The 20,159-nt window shown below is 38.0% G+C and carries 19 protein-coding genes; 4 read left to right on the top strand and 15 right to left on the bottom strand.

Features of this window, described 5'->3' with window-relative positions:
* Positions 1-76: 76 nt before the first annotated feature.
* Complete coding sequence (locus CXF64_RS16595; RefSeq protein ID WP_024592300.1) at positions 77-769, bottom strand: TetR/AcrR family transcriptional regulator; 693 nt, start codon at positions 767-769, stop codon at positions 77-79.
* A gap of 198 nt (positions 770-967) precedes the next feature.
* Here CXF64_RS16595 and coaD point away from each other — a divergent pair, with 198 nt between their 5' ends.
* The gene (coaD, locus tag CXF64_RS16590; protein ID WP_101217556.1) at positions 968-1,459 is read left to right on the top strand and encodes a pantetheine-phosphate adenylyltransferase; all 492 of its coding nucleotides are present in this window, start codon (positions 968-970) and stop codon (positions 1,457-1,459) included.
* Positions 1,460-1,491: 32 nt separating this feature from the next.
* On the opposite strand, the gene CXF64_RS16585 is transcribed toward coaD, so the two are convergent.
* From CXF64_RS16585 to argC, 10 genes are all read right to left on the bottom strand, one after another.
* Positions 1,492-2,010, bottom strand: a complete 519-nt coding sequence (locus CXF64_RS16585) for a hypothetical protein (protein ID WP_101217555.1) — start codon at positions 2,008-2,010, stop codon at positions 1,492-1,494.
* 1 nt (position 2,011) lies between these two features.
* Positions 2,012-2,539: a hypothetical protein gene (locus CXF64_RS16580; RefSeq protein WP_101217554.1), complete on the bottom strand. Its 528-nt coding sequence runs from the start codon at positions 2,537-2,539 to the stop codon at positions 2,012-2,014.
* Positions 2,532-3,050 carry a hypothetical protein gene (locus CXF64_RS16575; RefSeq protein ID WP_101217553.1) on the bottom strand — a complete coding sequence of 173 codons (519 nt, stop codon included), beginning with the start codon at positions 3,048-3,050 and terminating at the stop codon, positions 2,532-2,534. The genes CXF64_RS16580 and CXF64_RS16575 overlap by 8 nt, the downstream gene beginning before the upstream one ends.
* A 995-nt stretch (positions 3,051-4,045) precedes the next feature.
* The gene (locus tag CXF64_RS16560; RefSeq protein WP_101217550.1) at positions 4,046-4,579 is read right to left on the bottom strand and encodes a hypothetical protein; all 534 of its coding nucleotides are present in this window, start codon (positions 4,577-4,579) and stop codon (positions 4,046-4,048) included.
* Positions 4,580-4,593: 14 nt separating this feature from the next.
* The gene (locus CXF64_RS16555; RefSeq protein ID WP_024590033.1) at positions 4,594-4,803 is read right to left on the bottom strand and encodes a hypothetical protein; all 210 of its coding nucleotides are present in this window, start codon (positions 4,801-4,803) and stop codon (positions 4,594-4,596) included.
* A 265-nt stretch (positions 4,804-5,068) separates the two neighbouring features.
* A complete protein-coding gene (gene argH / locus CXF64_RS16550) occupies positions 5,069-6,934 on the bottom strand; it encodes an argininosuccinate lyase (protein WP_007581654.1) in 1,866 nt (621 codons plus the stop codon).
* 49 nt (positions 6,935-6,983) lie between these two features.
* Positions 6,984-8,186, bottom strand: a complete 1,203-nt coding sequence (locus tag CXF64_RS16545; protein WP_007581653.1) for an argininosuccinate synthase — start codon at positions 8,184-8,186, stop codon at positions 6,984-6,986.
* Positions 8,183-9,115: an ornithine carbamoyltransferase gene (locus CXF64_RS16540; RefSeq protein ID WP_024592295.1), complete on the bottom strand. Its 933-nt coding sequence runs from the start codon at positions 9,113-9,115 to the stop codon at positions 8,183-8,185. Before CXF64_RS16540 ends, CXF64_RS16545 begins: the two co-directional genes overlap by 4 nt.
* 7 nt (positions 9,116-9,122) lie before the next feature.
* A complete protein-coding gene (gene argB / locus CXF64_RS16535) occupies positions 9,123-9,890 on the bottom strand; it encodes an acetylglutamate kinase (protein WP_101217549.1) in 768 nt (255 codons plus the stop codon).
* Complete coding sequence (gene argC / locus CXF64_RS16530) at positions 9,891-10,901, bottom strand: N-acetyl-gamma-glutamyl-phosphate reductase (RefSeq protein WP_101217548.1); 1,011 nt, start codon at positions 10,899-10,901, stop codon at positions 9,891-9,893.
* Between the two features lie 224 nt (positions 10,902-11,125).
* On the opposite strand from argC, the gene argE reads away from it, so the two are divergent.
* Positions 11,126-12,286, top strand: a complete 1,161-nt coding sequence (gene argE / locus CXF64_RS16525) for an acetylornithine deacetylase (protein WP_101217547.1) — start codon at positions 11,126-11,128, stop codon at positions 12,284-12,286.
* Positions 12,287-12,348: 62 nt separating this feature from the next.
* On the opposite strand, the gene CXF64_RS16520 is transcribed toward argE, so the two are convergent.
* Positions 12,349-13,281, bottom strand: a complete 933-nt coding sequence (locus CXF64_RS16520) for a hypothetical protein (RefSeq protein ID WP_007581645.1) — start codon at positions 13,279-13,281, stop codon at positions 12,349-12,351.
* 75 nt (positions 13,282-13,356) lie between these two features.
* The gene (gene radA, locus CXF64_RS16515; RefSeq protein WP_024590039.1) at positions 13,357-14,742 is read right to left on the bottom strand and encodes a DNA repair protein RadA; all 1,386 of its coding nucleotides are present in this window, start codon (positions 14,740-14,742) and stop codon (positions 13,357-13,359) included.
* A gap of 362 nt (positions 14,743-15,104) precedes the next feature.
* Between radA and CXF64_RS16510 the strand changes: the two genes are divergently transcribed.
* Positions 15,105-17,582, top strand: a complete 2,478-nt coding sequence (locus CXF64_RS16510) for a PilZ domain-containing protein (protein ID WP_101217546.1) — start codon at positions 15,105-15,107, stop codon at positions 17,580-17,582.
* A 20-nt stretch (positions 17,583-17,602) separates the two neighbouring features.
* On the opposite strand, the gene serB is transcribed toward CXF64_RS16510, so the two are convergent.
* A complete protein-coding gene (gene serB / locus CXF64_RS16505) occupies positions 17,603-18,631 on the bottom strand; it encodes a phosphoserine phosphatase SerB (protein WP_101217545.1) in 1,029 nt (342 codons plus the stop codon).
* 152 nt (positions 18,632-18,783) lie between these two features.
* On the opposite strand from serB, the gene CXF64_RS16500 reads away from it, so the two are divergent.
* Entirely contained in the window at positions 18,784-19,404 is a 621-nt protein-coding gene (locus tag CXF64_RS16500; RefSeq protein ID WP_007581635.1) for an AhpA/YtjB family protein, read from the top strand.
* On the opposite strand, the gene CXF64_RS16495 is transcribed toward CXF64_RS16500, so the two are convergent.
* Entirely contained in the window at positions 19,371-20,138 is a 768-nt protein-coding gene (locus CXF64_RS16495; RefSeq protein ID WP_024608993.1) for a TatD family hydrolase, read from the bottom strand. The genes CXF64_RS16500 and CXF64_RS16495 overlap by 34 nt on opposite strands.
* Between the last annotated feature and the right edge of the window lie 21 nt (positions 20,139-20,159).

The raw sequence follows: 20,159 nt of genomic DNA, 5'->3' as shown, positions 1-20,159 counted from the left end.
TTCAGCCTAGGGGCGATTAACTCTTTGTTGCTCGGTTTTTACTTAGCCCACTAGGTTACAAACCTCGCGTCGCGATTTAATCGCCCCTAGATTGAACAAATTTTAATCCTGAAAGGTCAACAGGCCCTAAGGCTTGTTGCGCTAATTCAGTATATTTTTCACGTAGCAGGTTCATTTTATCAATGCTTTTATCGGTACTGTACGCTCTAAATAATGTAAGTACTTTTAAAATGCCATGATATATATCTTGCTCAGCAAGCGTACCACTTGGCCTACGGGCTTTAATATAAGGCGTCCAAAAACTAACCGTTAACTTTAATGTATGTGCTAAATCAATGACATCTTGCTCATCAATAGCAATCATTTCACTGTCGCGAAGTCCTAAAATAATTTTACGAACTTGCTCTAACAACTCTAACTGAAAATCAATATAAGCTTGTTTTAAATCAGCATCTCTAGAGAGAATATCCCCAAGATTATCGTAAAAAAAATGATAGCGCCACATCAGCTCAAATAACGAATCTAGGTAAGCCGTTAAATGATTAAATGCATCATCATCTTTATTAATAGGTTTAAAGTGAGTATTTAAATGATCGCGATACAGCGCAAAAATATGACGGATAATGTCTTCTTTATTTTTAAAATGATAATAAAGATTACCCGGGCTCATCCCTAAGTTTGATGCAATATGATTTGTCGTTATTGCACGCTCACCATTTTCGTTAAACAACAAAATACTGGTGTGTATTATTTTATCCTTGGTATTCATATGCTAATACTCAAATTATCTATAGGCTACATTACACTCAAAAGAGGTAAACAGTATAAACAAATATGAATCATTAAAACACTCCCACCATGGACTGACCTGTTTAAAGAAAGTAAGTGTTTATATGCTTTTTTAGCTAGGCTGCTTTGTGGCATAAACACTGTTAAACTAGCGCTAAAATAATAAATAGTGAACATTATGAAAGTTATTGCAATTTACCCTGGCACCTTTGATCCACTAACTAATGGGCACACAGACCTTATTCAACGTGCAGCTAAAATGTTTGATACTGTATTAGTTGCGGTTGCTAATAACCCAAGTAAAAAACCCTGCTTTAACCTTGAAGAACGTGTTGAGCTTGCAAACTCTATTTTAAGCTACATAGATAATGTTAAGGTGATTGGTTTTTCTGGTTTATTGGCTGATCTTGCACGCGAGCACAATGCTAATGTGCTTATTCGCGGTATTAGAGCTGTATCTGATTTTGACTATGAATTTCAATTAGCTAACATGAACCGCCGCCTGAACCCCGACTTAGAAAGTGTATTTTTAACACCCGCAGAGCGAAATTCATTTATTTCATCAACACTCGTTAAAGAAGTAGCTCGCCACAATGGTGATGTAAGCGAGTTTGTAGACCCTGTAATTGTTAAAGCGCTAAAAACTAAATTGGGCTGTGGTGCCCAATAACACTTCCCGAATTAGCGCATAACTTGTATGCGCTAATTCGGCTTTTGTATAGATGATGATTTTAATTTTTTAATTAACCAAACAAGTTTTAGCAAATCTTTATTGATAATTAGTATTAGCGCCATAGTGATATCAATAACAGGCATAAGAAAACCATACAGCATCCACAACCACCAAAAATCCCAATTGCCATAAAGAGTATTATCAATATACATCCCCATAAACAGTGAGGCATTGATAGCAAGCCCTACAATAAGATAATAAAATCCGTACGGTATTTTACGTCCTAAAAAAATACGCCACATAAAAATAACGGCAATTGTTAGTACATCAAATATAAACAACTTTAAATGCGGAGCCGCAGTAGTTATGTCCATAAACAAACTAAATGTATACGAAACCATCATAATAAAGCAAAGGTGAACTCGGCTTTTATCTTGCTTATTAATAGCCGCTGATAGAGTGAACAAAAAAGAAAAAACAAAAAGCCATGTAATAAATATTCCAAAATATTCGTTAACTGAATTTAATTGCCAAAATAGCTCCTCCATTTTATTCAACCTTTTGATGAGTGTTTTTTCTACGATTAAGTAAATACCGTTTTAAAGCAACCAAACCTAAAAAGTCTTTATTAATTAGGAGAACTAAAAGCATCGTTAAATCAGAAATTATTTGCCCTATTACATATAAGGCCCAAAACCACCAGTAATCCAAATTTCCTAAGACAATACTGTCGTAGTGCATTCCAAAAAAAACAAATGCGTTAAAGCTAAGTCCAACTAAAAGATAATAAAAGGCTACGGGGAGGTTTTTACTAAAGTATATCCGCCATATAATCAGAAAAAACATAGTTACGATATCAAATATAAAAAGGGTCAAATGGGGTGTGTTGCTCAAGGGATCCATAAAAATACTTGAGGTGTAAGATACCATCATAATGAATGCAAGCTGTGTGCAGCTTTTGTCAGACTTGTTAATGCTTGCAGACAAATTATATAAAAAAGCGAGTACATAAGACCATGTAATAAAAATAGTTATATAGTCGTATAAACTAGCCAGCTGCCATAAAAAATCATGCATTGCGTGACCTTTTAAATTTTTCAGTTAAAAATTTAGTAAGCTTAACTAGACCTAAAAAATCTTTGTTAAAGATAAGCGCTAATGGCATTATCAAATCTGTAAAGTACATACCAAATACATAAACGTTCCAAAACCACCAATAATATAGAGTACCTAAAATCTCTATATCGTAATGCATAGCTAAAAATAAAGATGCATTAATACTCAGACCAAACACAAGATAATAAAATGCGGTAGGAATTGGGCTTTGGCTGTAGTACCTAAACGTAAAAATAATAATTAGAGTTACAATATCGAAGTAAAAATAGTTTAAGTGAGACACTATAACCATATCGAACAGTGTACTTAAGGTGTACGAAATCATCATAATACCAGAAAGGTACATTGTATTTTTATAGGGACTGTTTATGCTTGCTGACAAATTATAAAGAAATGCAATTACAAAGAACCATGTAATAAAAATACCTACATAATCTCTAATCGCTACCAGATCCCACAATATGTCAGCCATCATGCCCTCTTCAAACTCGTAATCAAACCATTTCTAAATTTCATCAAGCATAAAAAATCTTTGTTTATAAAAAATATAGCTACCATTATGAAATCAGCAGCGTTGACCCCTATCGCGTAAGCATTCCAAAGCCACCAGTAGCTTGTATTATTTGATATATAGATGTCGTAATGCATGAGAAAGTGTAGAGCTGAGTTTATAGCTAAACCAGTAATAATATATAGATAGGTAATACCATCATGCCAGAGCCGCCTAAGGGAAATGATAACTAGGAGAGTTAAAATATCGGAAAACAAAAAATCTAGATAAGTTACCGTATCCATACTTGTAAATATACTAAACGAATATGAAACACTCATAACCAAAGACAAATACACTCTTTCTTTATTAGGCTTATTAATCGAATGAGCAAGGGAGTACAAAAAAGCCATAAGAAATCCCCATTGTACAAATGCACCTATGTACAGAGAAACTGTTGGGCTAATTAAAAGCTCATTCAATATTTTTCAACTTTTTAAAGTTCAATGTAACCCCTCTTTTAAAAATGGTATTTTTATTGAATACTAGTGAAAGAAACATTAAAACATCGAACATATTAACGCCAATAGAATAAACACTCCAATACCACCAAGGCTCATAGTTATATAAAACGTATAGATCGTAATGCAATATTAAGGTGAGCACAGCATTTATTATTAACGCAAAGATGATGAAGTGAAAAGCTATAGAGCGGTGAAGTACTTTAAAGTACTCTAAAATTAACAAAGCTAAAATTGTAATAAAATCGTAGAGCGCCCAATTTAAATATAAACTTTCTAATAAGTTTATGTAACCACTGGAAATATATGAGCAGAGCATAAGCGCAGATAAATAAACCGAGGATTTATTTTCTTTATTTATACTGGAAGCTAAACAGTATAAGAAGGCCATTAAAAACCCCCATTGAGAGAAAGCTTCTACATAATCCATCAGGGCTTCAGTAACGTACATTTAAACTAGGTCGTTATTTTTATTTTTCTCGATTTAAACAATCGAATTAATTTTCTTTTTATCCTGTGTAGCCCTAAAAAGTCTCTATCTACAATTAATGCTACAACCATTGCTAAGTCATTAAAAGCAACGAAACCTACATATATTTCCCAGAAAAACCATGGTTCATTATTTTTATACACATATACATCTAAATACATTAACAGTACTAATAGCATATTTATTGATAAACCAACGATCAAATATAAGAAGGATGCAGTTGTTTTTTTCAATAATTTAAAGCTAAAGATGAGTACAATAATAGTAATTAAATCATGAATAGCCCAGTCCAAATATGTGGTGTTATAGTATGAAAGCCACGTATAGAAGTAATCTGTGGCTGTATAAGATATCATCATGATTAATGAACTGAGTAATAAGGTAGTCTTTCTTTTAACGTCTAAGCTATATACAAAAACATTGAAAAAGAAGGCCATTAAAAAAGCCCACATAACAAAAGCTGATAATGAGAAAAGACCAAAAAACTCAGTTAAAAACATTCAATACCTTATTACTACTTAGGACGAGTGCCTGTACCACCAGAAAGAATAGCAAGGCCACGTTCAACAGAGTTAACACTCGCAGCAGCCATACCTTCTTGAGAGATGCTTACTGTATCAGATTGCAGGGTTTTAGGGCTAGCAGTTTGTTCCATTGCAGGCTTTAATTGTTGTGTTTTGTTGTATGCTTGCATTTGTACTTGGCTATTAGCTGAAACTTGCATGTGATTGATCCTTGTAAAAGTTTTAATTATATTTGGTGCAACTTTTAACCACATTATTATGTAGATAAATGCATCACCTGTTTAAAGTAGTGATAGCTATTTTGCTATCTACCTTATACAAAGCAACCAATGTGCCAACTTTTTTTGACACCTTAAAACTCACTCAAAACATACTTATATAATCAAACCAAACAGCTCCGACCAGTTTACTGCAAACATAAAAAAACGCACAGGGATAACCGTACGTTTTTTGTATCCAGGGAGTTTAAGCTACGTATTTACACGGGATCTCCGCACGTGTACTTAGCTTCAAAATATATTCCATTGCTACTTCGTCACAATTTTCTTTACGAAGGCAAAGTTCACAATCTTTCATTACTTTTTCAGGCAAAGAGTCTTTGCTACAAAAAGTAAAACGTTGTTGTTCAAAAAAATCTGGTACGCGTGTTAATACAATAACTCGGTTAAGTGCCAATTTTTTGGCTTTAGTAAGTAGATGATCTACAAGCTGTCTACCCTGCCCCGACACTTTACTTTTTGGGTCTATACCCAATGAGCGTATTTCAGCAAGGCCGGTATCGTAAATGTATAACGACGCACAGCCCGACACTTTTCCATTTATTTCTGTTACTGCAAACTCGTTAATAGAGTGCACCATATCGCTTTTTGCACGAGGCAGGTTTTCACCTACCGTTGCCCAATGCTGTATAAGTGTGGCAATTGCTTCTACATCATCTAAATTTGCATCACGTACCGTTATTTGCTGTTTTTTTTTGGCTTCTTTAACAGCATTCGTTACTTGTTCAATAGACGTCCCACCAAGGGCTTTACGTGCTTTTATACACGCATCAATTTCAAGTACTGGGTAAACATCGTCTTCAAATACAGTGTTTACTGATTTGTACTGCTCAAGCGATAGCTCTTCAAGCGTTTTACCTTCGCTAATCGCAAGCTGTACAAGTACACCTACAATGTGATGCCCTTCTCTAAATGGCACACCTTTAGCAACTAAGTAATCAGCAAGTTCGGTGGCATTTGCATGCCCTCCTTTTGCTGCAGCAAGTGTCTTATCGCCATTTACTTTAACGCCTTTAATACATGCTTGCGCCATATGAATACATGCAAGCCATGTTGGCATAGCGTCGAATAGCCCTTCTTTATCCTCTTGCATATCTTTATTGTATGCAAGTGGCAGCGCTTTTAACGTCATCATCATAGCGCTAAATGCACCAAACACACGTCCGGTTTTACCGCGAATAAGCTCGAGTGCATCAGGATTTTTTTTCTGAGGCATGAGCGATGAGCCTGATGTTACGTTATCAGCAAGCTCTATAAATCCGGCTTCACCCGAATTATAAAAAATCAAATCCTCTGACATACGAGATAAGTGAATCATCGAAATAGACGCACAACTTAAAAGATCTAAAACAAAATCACGATCAGATACACCATCAAGGCTGTTTTTTGTAGCCGCTGTAAAACCTAGCCCATGCGCTAATGCTTGGCGATCAATCGGATAAGCTGTACCTGCTAATGCACCACTGCCTAATGGGCAAAAATTCATGCGCGCTTTAGCATCTTGCAGGCGACTTTCATCACGCTCTAGCATCTCTACATACGCCATACACCAGTGGCTAAACAATACTGGCTGTGCGCGCTGTAAGTGCGTGTAACCTGGTAATATTGTGCCAAGCTCTCGCTCTGCAAGCGCTACAAACTCGCCTTTAAGCTGTGCAATAGCATCTAGTAAATGGTCAGCCGTATCACGGCACCATAATCTAAAGTCGGTGGCAACTTGGTCATTACGGCTTCGGCCTGTATGTAATTTTTTAGCTAAATCACCTACTTTTTCAATTAGAGCTGCTTCAACATGTGAATGAATATCCTCTGCACCTGAAGTAGCTACCGCTTGTGGATCTGCTTTAACTTCTTCAAGCAGCTCATTTAATGCAGCCACTAATCTTGTGTGCTCGTCACTTGAAAGTACACTTACCTGTTCAAGTGCACCAGCCCATGCCACAGAGCCAATAATATCTTGCTCTGCTAACTGGTAGTCAAAGGGAAGAGAGTCGTTAAATTGCTTAAACGCCTCATCTGGACCCGTAGAAAAACGTCCGCCCCATAATGCCATGAAATCTCTCCAAACCCTGTAGTGCCCCTTTTATAAGGGGCGTAATAAATTACTTTTTAGCGAGTGCTGAAATTCTGCTTGAAAGCGAGAATAAACGAATAAAGCCTTCAGCGTGTGATTGGTCGTACACATCATCTTCGCCAAATGTAGCAAATGCTTCGCTGTATAAGCTATTTGGTGACTGCTTTTGAACTGCAGTTACTTGGCCTTTGTATAGCTTAAGTACCACTTCACCTGTTGCCACTTTAGAAAGTGCTTCTGCGCCGGCTAAAATAGAATCTTTAAGAGGCGTAAACCAACGGCCGTCGTATACTAAATGCGAGAACTCGCCACCGAGTACTTCTTTCCACTTACGGCTTGCTTTATCAAGCACTAGCTCGTCAATGGCTTGAAGCGCTGCCATAATGACTGTGCCGCCTGGCGTTTCATAACAACCGCGTGACTTCATGCCAACTAAACGGTTTTCTACAATATCAACACGTCCAACACCATGAGGCGATGCAATATCGTTTAATTTAACTAAACAATCGTAAGGTTTAAGTTCTACGCCATTTACAGCAACCACTTCGCCTTCAACAACTTTTAATGTTACTAGTTCTGATTTATCTGGAGCTTGCTCTGGAGAATTAGTCCAAGTCCATACTTGTTCAGTTGGTTGACACCATGGGTCTTCAAGCTCACCACCTTCGTGCGAAATATGCCAAGCGTTAGCATCACGGCTATAAATTTTTGTAGCAGATGCTGAACACGGAATGTCACGCTCTGCTAAGTAATCAAGTAATGATTCACGGCTCGATAAGTCCCACTCACGCCATGGCGCAATTACTTTTAAATCAGGGGCTAGTGCCGCAAAACATGATTCAAAACGAACTTGGTCATTACCTTTACCAGTACAACCATGAGAAAGTGCATCAGCACCTACTTTACGTGCAATTTCAACTTGTGCTTTAGCAATAATTGGGCGCGCCATAGAAGTACCTAATAAATAAGTACCTTCGTAAATTGAGCCCGTTTTAAGCGTTGGGTAAATGTAATCACTTACCATTTCATCTTTTAAGTCAACTACGTAACATTCAGATGCACCAGAGGCAATTGCTTTAGCTTCTACGCCTTCAAGTTCTTCAGCGCCTTGACCTACATCGGCAACAAACGCGATTACTTCACAGCCGTAGTTTTCTTTTAACCATGGCACGATAGCCGACGTATCAAGACCACCAGAATAGGCTAAAACGACTTTTTTAATTGAACTCATAGGTGTTCCTTAACAAAATTTGGATTTAGTAATGTAACTAGCAGAGCATTTTGCGCATGCATGCGATTCTCTGCTTGTTGAATGATTTTTGATGCTGGACCATCCATTACCTCAGAGGTAATTTCAAATTCACGGTGTGCCGGTTGGCAATGTAATACCGTAGTCGCACCTGTTTGATCTAGCAATGCCTGGTTTAATTGATAAGGCATGTATTTTTCTTTTACTTGCTCAAGCGGCGTTGTATCACCCATTGATACCCATGTATCTGCGTATACAACGTTTGCACCAACCGCAGCTTCAACTCTATCGCTCACCATGACTGATGCGCCATTCATTGCTGCAATTTGCTCTGCTTTTTTAAGTATTTGTGAATCTGGCGAACACCCTTTTGGTGTTACAGCAACAAAGTCAGTACCTAGCGTTGCGGCAAGTAACATCAATGAATGAGTCACGTTATTGCCCTCACCTAAGTAAGCTACTTTAAGCTGACTCACATCGCCATGTACTTCTTGAAGTGTTAAAAAATCAGCAAGTGCTTGGCAAGGGTGGTACAAGTCACACAAGCTATTTACCACTGGTACCGATGAATATTCACCTAACGTGGTTAATGTGCTGTGCTGATTTACACGCGCCACAATACCGTCGGCCCAAGTAGAAATATTAAGTGCAAAATCTTTAATTGATTCACGTGCACCCATAGCGCCATTTTGCTGATCTAAATAAACAGCATGACCACCAAGGCGATTAATACCTATATCAAACGATAAACGTGTACGTAAACTTTGCTTTTCAAACAATGTTACGATTGATTTACCCGATAATACTTGGCTGTATTTTTCTGGCTTTGCTTTTATATCTTGCGCTAACTTTAATAAATTAAGTGCGCCTTCTTGGTCTAATTCTAAACCCGTTAAAAAATTCTCAAACATAATAAACCTATGGTGTAATCTTTGTTCCGACATGCTCGCCTTGCAGCAGAGCAGTTAAATTTTCTGGCTTTTGCCAGCTGGAAATATACACACCGCGTCGTAAATGTTGGGCAGCGTGAAGGCTGGTCTTAACTTTGACCTCCATCCCGCCCACAATTACTCCATCTGTAATTAAAGTATCAATGTGTTTTGTGTCAAGTTGATGTAACGGTTGTTTATTTGCGTCAAGTACCGCTTCTACATCCGTCATAAAAATTAGTTCTGCATTTAAATTACTGGCAATAGCCGCTGCAGCTTCATCTGCATTTACGTTGTACCACAAGCCTTGTTCATCAAAGCCGATAGAGCTAACAATAGGTAAACGAGAAATTCTAAGTAAATCATTGATGATAGAATCGTCGTTACTTGTGCATTTACCCACTAAGCAAAGCGCTTTTAATTTTTGGGTTGCAGTCACACCCGCCTCAAAAAGACTTAAGCCGACAGGCTTATGCCCTGCGCTTATAGCTTGAGTCATTAATTGTTTATTAGCGCAACCTGCAAGCGCACCCACTATATAAGGCATTTGCTCTGCTGGACTAATACGTAAACCTTGGTGTTTAGCACTAGCAAAACCCGCTTGCTTTAGCCATGTATCTACTAAAGAACCACCGCCATGAACAATGACAAACTCATCATTTTTTTGCTCGCTTAGCAGGTCAAATAACGCTTTTGCTGCATTTTCTGTATTAAGTACTGCACCACCGAGTTTAATAACCCACGTTTTTTTACTCATTTAAAACGCTCCTTTTAAGCCCGTAGTGTGATCTAAATTCATAGAAATATTAATACACTGCAAAGCTTGTCCAGCAGCGCCTTTTAATAAGTTGTCAATGGCAGACATTACAATTAACTGCGTGCCTTGTTGCTGCCAACCAATATCAACAAATGGTTGCTTAGCAACACCTTTAATTGACGGTATTTTATCGCCTAACAAACGAATTAATGGTTCGTTAGCAAGCACTTGATAAGCAGATGCAACGCTTTCCTTGGTAACGCCTGGCTTAAGTTGTACATAAATAGTTTCTAAAATACCGCGCGGAAAGCTACCTAGATGCGGTGTAAATAATACTTTGTGGCCAAGGTGTTGTTCAATTTCAGGACCGTGGCGATGGTTAAACAAACCATAAGGTGCAAGCGATACCTCACAAAAATGTGTTCCTACACTCGCTTTACGCCCGGCACCCGTAACACCCGAAACGGCATTAATAATAATACTTTGATCGCTCAATAAGCCTGCTTGTTTAAGCGGTTTAAGTGCATTGAGCGCCGCTGTTGGGTAACAGCCTGCAACAGCAATTAGCTTTGCGTTAGCGATAGCATCACTGTTCCACTCAGCTAAACCGTAAGCCGCTTCATTTAAAAGCTCTGGGTGTTGATGCTCAAAACCATAATAAGTAACGTAATCATCATTACTTGCTAGACGATAGCCACCAGATAAATCAAATACTTTTTTACCCATAGCTAAAAATTGAGGCGCTAAATCAACACTTACTTTGTGATCGGTACATAAACACACATAGTCAGCATCACTTTGAATGCCATCAAAAGCTGATGCACTAAGAGGAAGTAAAGGACAATCTAGTAAGCCAAGGTGCTCTGGGTATAAATCACTTAGTAATTTATTTTTATCTAAGCTACCCTCAGATACATAACAGCCTGTTAAGGTAAGGTTTGGATGATTAGCAACTAAGCTTGCTAACTCTGCGCCGCTATAACCGCTTGCGCCAATAATAACTACATTCATTGATTACTCGTTATTTTAAAATTTACTGCTAAATATATATGTTGTTCGCTTAAACTAGCTAAGACGCTAAATTAAGACTTAATTTAATGAATTTGTAGATTATCGTCGCATTATTTTCATAGCTTTACTTTAATATATTTATGCTTAAAAAGTGAATTGATATTCATCATAAATACTTTTATATTGTTATGCAATTAAATTGAATAATAATTTTGGATTTTTTTATGCCTTTGCCTTCGTTTATTTCTATGTATCAACAATTGATTGCAGCCCCTTCTATTAGTGCAATTGAAGACAGCTTGTGTATGAGCAATAAAAACGTAATTGAACTCCTTGCGAGGTGGTGCGAAACACTCGGTTTTACGTGTGAAATTATTGAATTAGAAGGAGGTAAGGGCCGCTTTAATTTATTAGCAAAGCGTGGAAAAGGCGATGGCGGGTTAATGCTTGCGGGCCACACTGATACAGTGCCTTTTGATGACAGCCGCTGGAACAACAATCCGTTTAAACTTACCGAACTCGACAATAAATTGTACGGGCTAGGAAGCATTGATATGAAAGGCTTTTTTGCTTTTGTATTACAAGCAATTAGTGAACTTGATGAAAAGCAGCAAACTCAACCTATTTTAATACTCGCCACTGCCGATGAAGAAACAACTATGGCAGGTGCACAGCAAATATGTAAGCACCCTAATTTAAAACCTGCACGCTGTATAATTGGCGAACCTACTGATATGACGCCAGTATTTATGCACAAGGGCCATATGAGTACAGCAATAAGAGTGGTTGGTCGCTCTGGGCATAGCTCAGATCCCGAACGTGGCCTTAACGCCATTGAAGTAATGCATAAAGTGATTACAAAATTGATGATCTTAAAAGAGCAATTAAAGCATAAGTATTCAATAAGTCACTTTGAAATTCCTTATCCAACATTAAACTTAGGTAATATTCATGGTGGCGATAATGCGAATAGAATTTGTGGTTGCTGTGAAATGCATATAGATATGCGCCCATTACCAGGTTTAAGTGTACAAGAACTACAAGCATTAGTGCTTGATGCAACAAAAGAGATAAATCAGCAATACCCAAATGCGGTGAGCGTTATTGATTTACATGAACCAATCCCGGCATTTAGTGGTAGCACCGACAGTGCTTTAGTTAAAATGGCTGAAAAAATAGCGGGGCAAAAAGCGGTCGCGGTAAATTATTGCACTGAAGCGCCGTTTATCCAGCAACTCGGTTGTGAAACAATCGTAATGGGCCCAGGCTCAATTAACCAAGCGCATCAGCCTGATGAGTTTTTAGCGATGGAAAAAATAAAACCATCACAACAAATAATCACCAATATCATAAAAGCAAACTGCTTTAGCAATCAGAGCCACTAACTGCTAACAACACAAAATAATAAAGGCGCCAATTGGCGCCTCTATTAATACAAAACTAAGGCCTAATCACCTTTAACTTCTAAGTTAATAAACTTAACTAGCTCTTCAGGTTGCCCTACTAGCATCATAACTTGTTGGTTAATTTCCATCATAGTTTTGCCTTCAGGTAGCTTTGCAGACACACTGAATGAATTTAAACCTTTAGCAAAGCTAGTTAAAGCCTCTGCAATATCTTCAGTTACAGGAGCTTGTTGTAACTGCTGCTCTAACATCATTTCCATTTGCTCTAGCGTCATGCCTTGCTTTTCAAGCTCGCTTGATAGTAAGTCTTTTAACTTACCTTGGTTATTTAAGGCAAAGCTAACATTGCGCGGCTCTAACTTACTCATTGCTTGCATAACAAGTGTTTGCTGCTGTAACTCTTGCTCATAAGTAAGTGGCTGGTTACCCGCTTCTTGCTGCGCTTTACTAATCGCCAATGAAGCATCCATTAATGCTTTTGAATTAGCCAAGCCCATATCCATATTAAAACTAACAATGTCTTTTGCATCAAGCTTAACTACTACATCACTATTGCCAGACTCTTCATCGTAATCAAGTGATGAATGTAAGTCGTAACTTGCCGACGCGAGCATTTCGTTTGTATCAGCAGGTAATTTTGAAACAAAATCTTTATCAAACTGAAAGCTTTTTACATCAAATGATGTATGCGGTGATATTTTATCTGGCTCGTAACCAGTTATTTCAATGCTTTGAATATTAGCAACATTGTCGCCCTCTGGGCTTATTACTTCCATGTTTGTTATTTCTACGCTTTTTGAAATAACACTTGCCGATAAACCAGCGTATTTAAATGTAGCGCCAGTTTGCTCGCTTACTAAAGCAAGTTGCTTATCTACTTCTGCACGCACTTCTTGTGTAGCTACATAATTTGCATAGCTCACGCCACCAACGCCCGCAGCTACAATCGCTGCAACTATTACTAACTTTTTCATGTTATTTCCTTATTCTATTCTTTGTGTAAACCGAGTTTTATTAAGAGTAACATTACACATTAACACCCGTAAGTATTAATTAATTAAACTAAGCAACTCATGTACTGTTTTAACTGGGGTAATTTTAGCGCCCAGCCCTTCCATCGACTTATGGTAATTACGAAATGGAATATATATTTCTGTAAAACCATGTTGTGCCGCTTCTTTAACACGTGGTACTCCACTGTCAATTGGGCGTACATCGCCATTTAAGCTAAGCTCACCCATAATACACGTGGTACGAGGCACAACAAATTCGTTTAAGCTGCTAAGTAACGCGGTTACTAATGCTAAATCAATACAAGTTTCTGTTTCATCTATTCTTAGGCCACCCACAATATTAAAAAACGTATCGTGGAATATTTTGGTTTTAGTGTGTTTGCGTAATATGCCAGTCAGCATTTTTATGCGGTTCATGTTTAAACCAACGCAAACACGCTGCGGAAATTCCGCCTCGGTTTCGGTCGTTAAACACTGAATTTCAAGTAGTAAATTTCGATTACCTTTACGGATACAGGTAATTGTAGAGCCTGGCGAGTCAGTTGTAGACCCCGATAAAAATATTTCGCTCGGGTTATCAACGCTTAACATTCCACGTTCGCACATTTTAAAAATGCCAACGGTATCTATATCACCAAAGCGGTTTTTATTTGCCCTAAGGGTTCGAATTTGCCCATCGTTGGTGTCTATGTGTAAAAGCGCATCGACAATATGTACAAGTGTTTGAGGACCTGCTATTTCGTTATTTTTATTTACATGAGCAATAATGAACATGGTTACATCATTTTGCTTACAGTATTGAGTCAATGCTTGGGCGGCGCTTTTTACTTGCGAAGGGGAACCTGGGCTACCATTTGCAGTTTCGGTTACAACCGCTTGAATAGAGTCAATAACAGCAAACTTAATTTTATTTTTCTCGAGCTCTTCAATGATGGTTTCAACACTGGTTTCTGAAAGTAAATAAAGCTCATCAGGGTTATAGTTTAACTTTAAACGATTTACCCTGTTTTTAAACTGCGATAATGACTCCTCGGCCGTACAGTAAAGTGACGGCATACGTTGTGACATTCTCGCTACTAGGTCAGATAGCAATGTTGTTTTACCAGCACCTGGATCACCCGAAATTATATTAACAGAGCCGGTAGTTACACCACCGCTTAGCACACGATCGAGCTCGCCAATTTCTGTCAGCTGTTTTTCTGCCTCTGACGTAGCAATATCATTAATTTTTTTAGAGCCGCCACCAGCACCGCCAGCATAACCACCTACATTTGCTCGAACTGACGCTTTTTTACTCTGCCCTGCTGAAGGTTTAAATTCTGCTAATGTGTTCCACGCACCGCAGCGGCATTGACCCTGCCAACGTGGGTAGTTCATGCCACATTCTGTACACACAAACTCTATTTTTGCCGCTTTAGTCATTTATAACCTTATCTACGATTCTCTAATTTTAAAAACATTTACTGTTAACAACTTATTTTGCCACTTCAAGCATTTACTTAGCAACAAACTCTTGCCTGCGTAAAAATCTAGCGTCACAATCATTAAATACACATGGTGTTTCTTTTTAGCTATAATTTAGGGCATACTTTTTGCTTTGAAATAGTTTAAAGTAACTTGCCAACAAAATGGCATATAACACATAATAACAAGAGCTAAACAGTAGTAACTAAAATAATTGTACCTATATTAATAACATAGTGCGATTTAACGTTTATTGAACTTCTAATAAATGGACTTAACAGTATACCTACTTTTTCAATTAGACGGTGATGGTTTTATAAATGGCTGATGACATAATGCTCAAACACGAAGACCTCGTGAATGAGTTAAAAACATATTTAGGCAATGCTAAATTTGACCTAATTTTCAAATCAAAAACCGCTGGGTTAACCAAACCTGAGCAATTTTTGATGAAAATGGAAATGTCACGCTTATCTCAGCCAGTGGCACGCTTTGTTGATCTTCGTGGATTAGTGACGGGCCAAGTAAAACCGTATGAGCATAACGGTAAACAGCACTTTATGGACGACACAGCCATTGAAGTGTTTGAAAAAGCACTTAAACAGCATGGTGAATATACCCTAGCCGTTTACGAAGCCGTAATGAATACAGAAAATAACCACCGCGTATTACAAAAACAAGCCGCCGAAAAATCAGAACTACAAGAATCAGAAAGTAACTTAAGCACTGAAGTAATTAAGTTTGCCTCTTACGAGAGCCGCCGTGAAGAACGGATGAATTACTCAATAAAAGTAACTATTGATTACAAAGATAAAAAGAACATTGCTGCTAGCACCTCAGATATATCTTTAAGCGGTTGTAAAGTTAAGCTTGCAACGCGCTACTCTATAAAAAAAGGTGAGCTAATAGCAATGCGCTTGGTAGGCCTTGAACAAGACTTTGAACTTGGCCTAAAAAACGGTATTCAATACGAAGTTGTTGCCGTTGAAAATATCTCTCGTGAATACAACCACATTCGCTTAAAACGCACTTATATCGAAAATAACGATGCCTTTAATGACTTTTTAGAAAGCTTTATTCACGGTAATAAACGTCGTTATAAAGTAAATTTAGATAACACGCTCGATGCTGTAGTATCAAAGGGGTATGAGCAATACTACATCCCTCGTGTAACGTCTTTATATGTATTTTTAAGCAAAAAAGATGAACAGTATTACCCAAGCCTTAGCCTTACTACTGAAAATAATATTTTTATCCAGCGCTATTTTACCGATGAAAGAAAAACACCGTGTTTGTACAATATACTCAATCATCAGCGCATTACACAATTACTAACCCAAATTACCGCGGTCAAAGAAGATTACCTCTATACATTTACACATATATCATCGGGTAAAATTTACTATTACTCTGCGACACGAACTGAGCTAAATAATAACCCTAAATTACGTGATCTATTTTTAGGTTTTGGTAGCCAAAAAGAAAGTTGGCAGTGCTTTAAAATACAAATAATGCCAAGTCATCCAGATGATTCTTTTATACCGCTTTCATTACCTAATAGTGCTGGCGCTAATATTGAAAAACTCAACAAGCCGCCTTCCCCTCGAGTTAAAGGCCTTATAAAAGACGTTAAATATATTGTTGTACTTACAAGTATTGGCAATAAAACAGAGCAAGCAGATTATAAACAACTTACTTTTGATAAAGCGTTAGTAAATCAGCTTAAACATTTTGGCCACGCAAAACATAAAATGCCACCTTATTTAGATATTGTGCCACTTGAATACGTAAATTTACGCTCGCATAAGCGCTACCTTTATAAAACACCGGTTAGCGTCACTATTAATGATGAAGCATTTAACGGTTATACACGTGACTTTTCTGTAATGGGTTTGCAATTAGAGTGCGAGCAACCAGTCACATTTAAAAAAGGTGATATAGTACTTTTAACATTTCCTGAGCTTCAAAAAATAACTAAAAAGCATAAACTTAGCGAACTAAAGTACGAAATAATGGCCATTAGTAAGTCATTCACTACTATTAACCTAAAAGCGAATCGTGTTGCTGATTTACCCCATGCTGGCGTGACTTTTTTCACTCAGCTAATAGAAGGTAATAAAGACAAACTTAAAGTATCTGAAGAAGCGCCAAAAGTAGAAGGCTTATCTACCGCGCTTAGAAATATGATCACAAAAAGTGTATGCCAATTTCCGCTGTATTTACACAAAGAAGCTGCACACTTTAAAACAGGTGCAATTGGTTATGGCTTATACGCCAGTCCTATGCATGTTATTTTGCAAAACTTTGGCTTATTAGGTAACAAAACTGACTTTTCGAGTATTCTTACCGAAGAGCAAATTATTAATGTAATAACGCCTAATATTAAAGATCGCAGTCGCCAAGACGCACCGCTTGCTTTTACACTCGCTATTAATTTCGACCCTCGTAAGGGCAAAATTGAAGAGGCTATTGTTAGCCAATGCGCTTTAGGTGAAGACTACTCAAGCTTTTATAAACAAATTAGTAAAAACATTACATCGCAACTTATATTTGTAATGCGTTTGTATATTTCGCGCACAGGTCGCCCCGATACTGACTACCTATCTAATGAGCTTAAATACGTAAGCCAATATGCAATGCATAAAGCAAAAGATTTAGAAGAAGCATTATGGGCTGTTGCAGGCGTGGGGGACGTAGTTGATATAACTGAAGAAGCTCTAAGCCATTTAGAGCTTAAAAAAGAGCAAGTTGAACAAATGGGCCGCCGTAAACTAATCTGGTTAAACCGCTTACGCTAAGCGGTTTAACTTAAACAACTTTAAAGAGCGGGCTCATTTTCTAACGGAATAGCCAACATATACAGCAATTGCAATAATGACCCTTCGCAAATAGCGGCCTGTGCTTGCTCAACCACTTTAGGCTTACCATGCACTGCTACACCTAGGCCAGCTTTTGCCATCATGACTAAATCGTTTGCGCCATCGCCAATAGCAACTGTTTGCGACTTCTCAAGCCCTAGTTTATGTTGTAACGACTCTAGAATAATTGCTTTTTGTTGTGCATCTACAATTGTACCCAGTACTTTACCTGTTAGTTTATCGCCTTTAAACTCGAGTACATTAGCGTGCACTTCATCTAAATTAATAAGCTCTTGAACGCGCTCTGCAAACGGTACAAAACCACCTGATGCAATTGCTAAATACCAGTCATGCTGTTTTAGAATTTGACACAGCACTTTAATACCCGGCATGAGTGGCAATGCACTTTTTAGCTCTTCAATTAAGCTTTTTTCAACACCAGCCAGTTTAGCTACGCGCTGATTTAAACTCTCGCTAAAATCAAGCTTACCCGCCATTGCAAGTGCGGTTACAGAGGCAACTTCGTCGTAAACATCCGCAAGGCGTGCTATTTCGTCTATGCACTCAATAGTTATTGCAGTTGAATCCATATCCATAACCAATAAACCAGGCTCATATAAATTAGGCGCAGTAGCAACTTGCACTAATTGACAATCTAGAGTGCTTGAAAACTCTTGTAGTACTAACGGGTTTATAGCTTGATCGGAGTTTTGCGCGTAAAAACACAGTGCTGGAGCTAACCCTAAATCTGGTTGATATTGACATATAGCACTGACTGTTTGGTTATGCATAGCTAAAAAATCAATAATGCTAACAATGTGTTTTTCTTCAAAATCACCCGCAAATGCGATGCTAAATAACCCTAATGCTTTGTTTGGTATATAATCAAGAGGTGTAAATACACCACCACTATAGCTAAACCATTTATTTAGAGTTAAGTGTTGTAATGGTTGCTCAGCAGCTTGCTGTGCCATGTTGATTTGCGACATGGGATCTCCGTGTTTATTTTTATTTTCCTGATAATTGGCATATCATAACTGGTATTCTCAACACTAAATTCGCCATCAGGTGGGGTTTAAGGTTATAGTTAGTGTAGTTGTAACATCAAATCAAAATGCTGTCAGTAGCATAAACGGTGACTATGAAAAATAACCATATTAAAAACCCTATTACTGCTTCTCAAAGAAAACGACTTGTTCGCTTAATACTAGCGGCTGGTTGTTTTGTATTACTAAGCTGGGTAGGTGTTAATAGTAGTTTTCAGAGTCATCAGTTACTTTATGATAGTGCCGATAGCACGGCAAAAAGCCTCACTCAGTTTATGGCTTTAAATGTTAAAACACCGCTTATTGAAAAAAACAAACCACAGCTCAACGCCATTTGTAACGATATAAGTAAAGATGAATTTGTACTTTCTGCGACTATTTATGATCAACAAGGCATTTTAATTGCTAGCAGTGACAATTGGCAGTCACATCATATTTATGGACAACTCCCTGACTCTACACCGGGTATTAGTAAACTAAAAACACCTTTTATGGAACCCGTGATAAGCGACGATGACCGTCCTATAGGCTTTGTGTCTGTTACTTATTTAACTCGCGCCGCAATATCCGACAGCCATAATCATTTTCATGACTTAGGTCGACAGGTACTATTAATGCTAGTGATTGCATGTATTTTTACGTGGCAGTTAGGGCGTGGATTAAAACGTTGGCAGGTAAATCGCTATATGCAAAAAACATCTGAACAAGAATCGTAAAGCTGCTTTGCAAGCGTCCCTCTTTCACTATGTGGCTTTAAATCACATAACGCGTTAAATACATCAGGTATATGTAATGGCGTGTTAACTTCACCTTGATGACCGCTTAACGGCATTGAAGGTGAGTCGGTTTCAAGCACTAAGTGCTCTGGCTCAATAGCAGCAATAACAGCGCGTGTTTTAACTGCGCGATCATAGGTAATAACACCGCCTATGCCAAGCTTAAAACCCTGCTTAATATAGTACTGCGCTTGTTGAAGTGAGCCCGAAAAGGCATGAATCACTCCCCCGTTTTTTGGCTTACACCGCTTAAACGATTGCGCAATTAAATCATGGCTTTGCCTATGATGCACAATGAGCGGTAAGTTAAGCTCATTAGAAAGCCCTATTTGCTGCTCAAATAAATAAGTTTGTTTAGGAAGGTTTTCAATACTTCGATCAAGCCCGCACTCCCCAATAGCTACCAACTGATGCTTATTTGCAGTCGCGAATTCAAATAACGCTTCTATGTGCGATTCGTTATGTTGCTCTAAAAAGTAAGGATGTAGCCCTGCGGCTATTTTTATACTTGGGTAAGTTGCTTTGAGTTTTATGAGAGTATGTGATTGAGCAAGCGTAATACCCGGCACAACAAACTGATTAACTCCCTTTGCTACACACTCGTTTATGAGCGATTCACGATTCGAATCAAACTCGCTAAAGTCGAGGTGGCAATGAGAGTCAATAAATTGCACGGTTACTTACTCATCTATTTA

The sequence above is a fragment of the Pseudoalteromonas sp. GutCa3 genome (assembly GCF_002836155.1).
In the GTDB taxonomy this organism is placed as follows: Bacteria; Pseudomonadota; Gammaproteobacteria; order Enterobacterales; family Alteromonadaceae; genus Pseudoalteromonas; species Pseudoalteromonas arctica.
Note: the sequence above shows the minus strand (reverse complement) of the source record. Positions and strands in the feature narration are given on the sequence as shown.

Coding starts and splice junctions, on each gene's coding strand:
- CXF64_RS16500 (WP_007581635.1), top strand. CDS start 18,784: ATGAAAAATAACCATATTAAAAACCCTATTACTGCTTCTCAAAGAAAA.
- CXF64_RS16575 (WP_101217553.1), bottom strand. CDS start 3,050: ATGGCTGACATATTGTGGGATCTGGTAGCGATTAGAGATTATGTAGGT.
- radA (WP_024590039.1), bottom strand. CDS start 14,742: ATGACTAAAGCGGCAAAAATAGAGTTTGTGTGTACAGAATGTGGCATG.
- CXF64_RS16520 (WP_007581645.1), bottom strand. CDS start 13,281: ATGAAAAAGTTAGTAATAGTTGCAGCGATTGTAGCTGCGGGCGTTGGT.
- CXF64_RS16595 (WP_024592300.1), bottom strand. CDS start 769: ATGAATACCAAGGATAAAATAATACACACCAGTATTTTGTTGTTTAAC.
- CXF64_RS16555 (WP_024590033.1), bottom strand. CDS start 4,803: ATGCAAGTTTCAGCTAATAGCCAAGTACAAATGCAAGCATACAACAAA.
- CXF64_RS16540 (WP_024592295.1), bottom strand. CDS start 9,115: ATGTTTGAGAATTTTTTAACGGGTTTAGAATTAGACCAAGAAGGCGCA.
- argC (WP_101217548.1), bottom strand. CDS start 10,901: ATGAATGTAGTTATTATTGGCGCAAGCGGTTATAGCGGCGCAGAGTTA.
- CXF64_RS16545 (WP_007581653.1), bottom strand. CDS start 8,186: ATGAGTTCAATTAAAAAAGTCGTTTTAGCCTATTCTGGTGGTCTTGAT.
- coaD (WP_101217556.1), top strand. CDS start 968: ATGAAAGTTATTGCAATTTACCCTGGCACCTTTGATCCACTAACTAAT.
- CXF64_RS16580 (WP_101217554.1), bottom strand. CDS start 2,539: ATGCATGATTTTTTATGGCAGCTGGCTAGTTTATACGACTATATAACT.
- argE (WP_101217547.1), top strand. CDS start 11,126: ATGCCTTTGCCTTCGTTTATTTCTATGTATCAACAATTGATTGCAGCC.
- argB (WP_101217549.1), bottom strand. CDS start 9,890: ATGAGTAAAAAAACGTGGGTTATTAAACTCGGTGGTGCAGTACTTAAT.
- serB (WP_101217545.1), bottom strand. CDS start 18,631: ATGTCGCAAATCAACATGGCACAGCAAGCTGCTGAGCAACCATTACAA.
- CXF64_RS16585 (WP_101217555.1), bottom strand. CDS start 2,010: ATGGAGGAGCTATTTTGGCAATTAAATTCAGTTAACGAATATTTTGGA.
- CXF64_RS16510 (WP_101217546.1), top strand. CDS start 15,105: ATGGCTGATGACATAATGCTCAAACACGAAGACCTCGTGAATGAGTTA.
- argH (WP_007581654.1), bottom strand. CDS start 6,934: ATGGCATTATGGGGCGGACGTTTTTCTACGGGTCCAGATGAGGCGTTT.
- CXF64_RS16560 (WP_101217550.1), bottom strand. CDS start 4,579: ATGTTTTTAACTGAGTTTTTTGGTCTTTTCTCATTATCAGCTTTTGTT.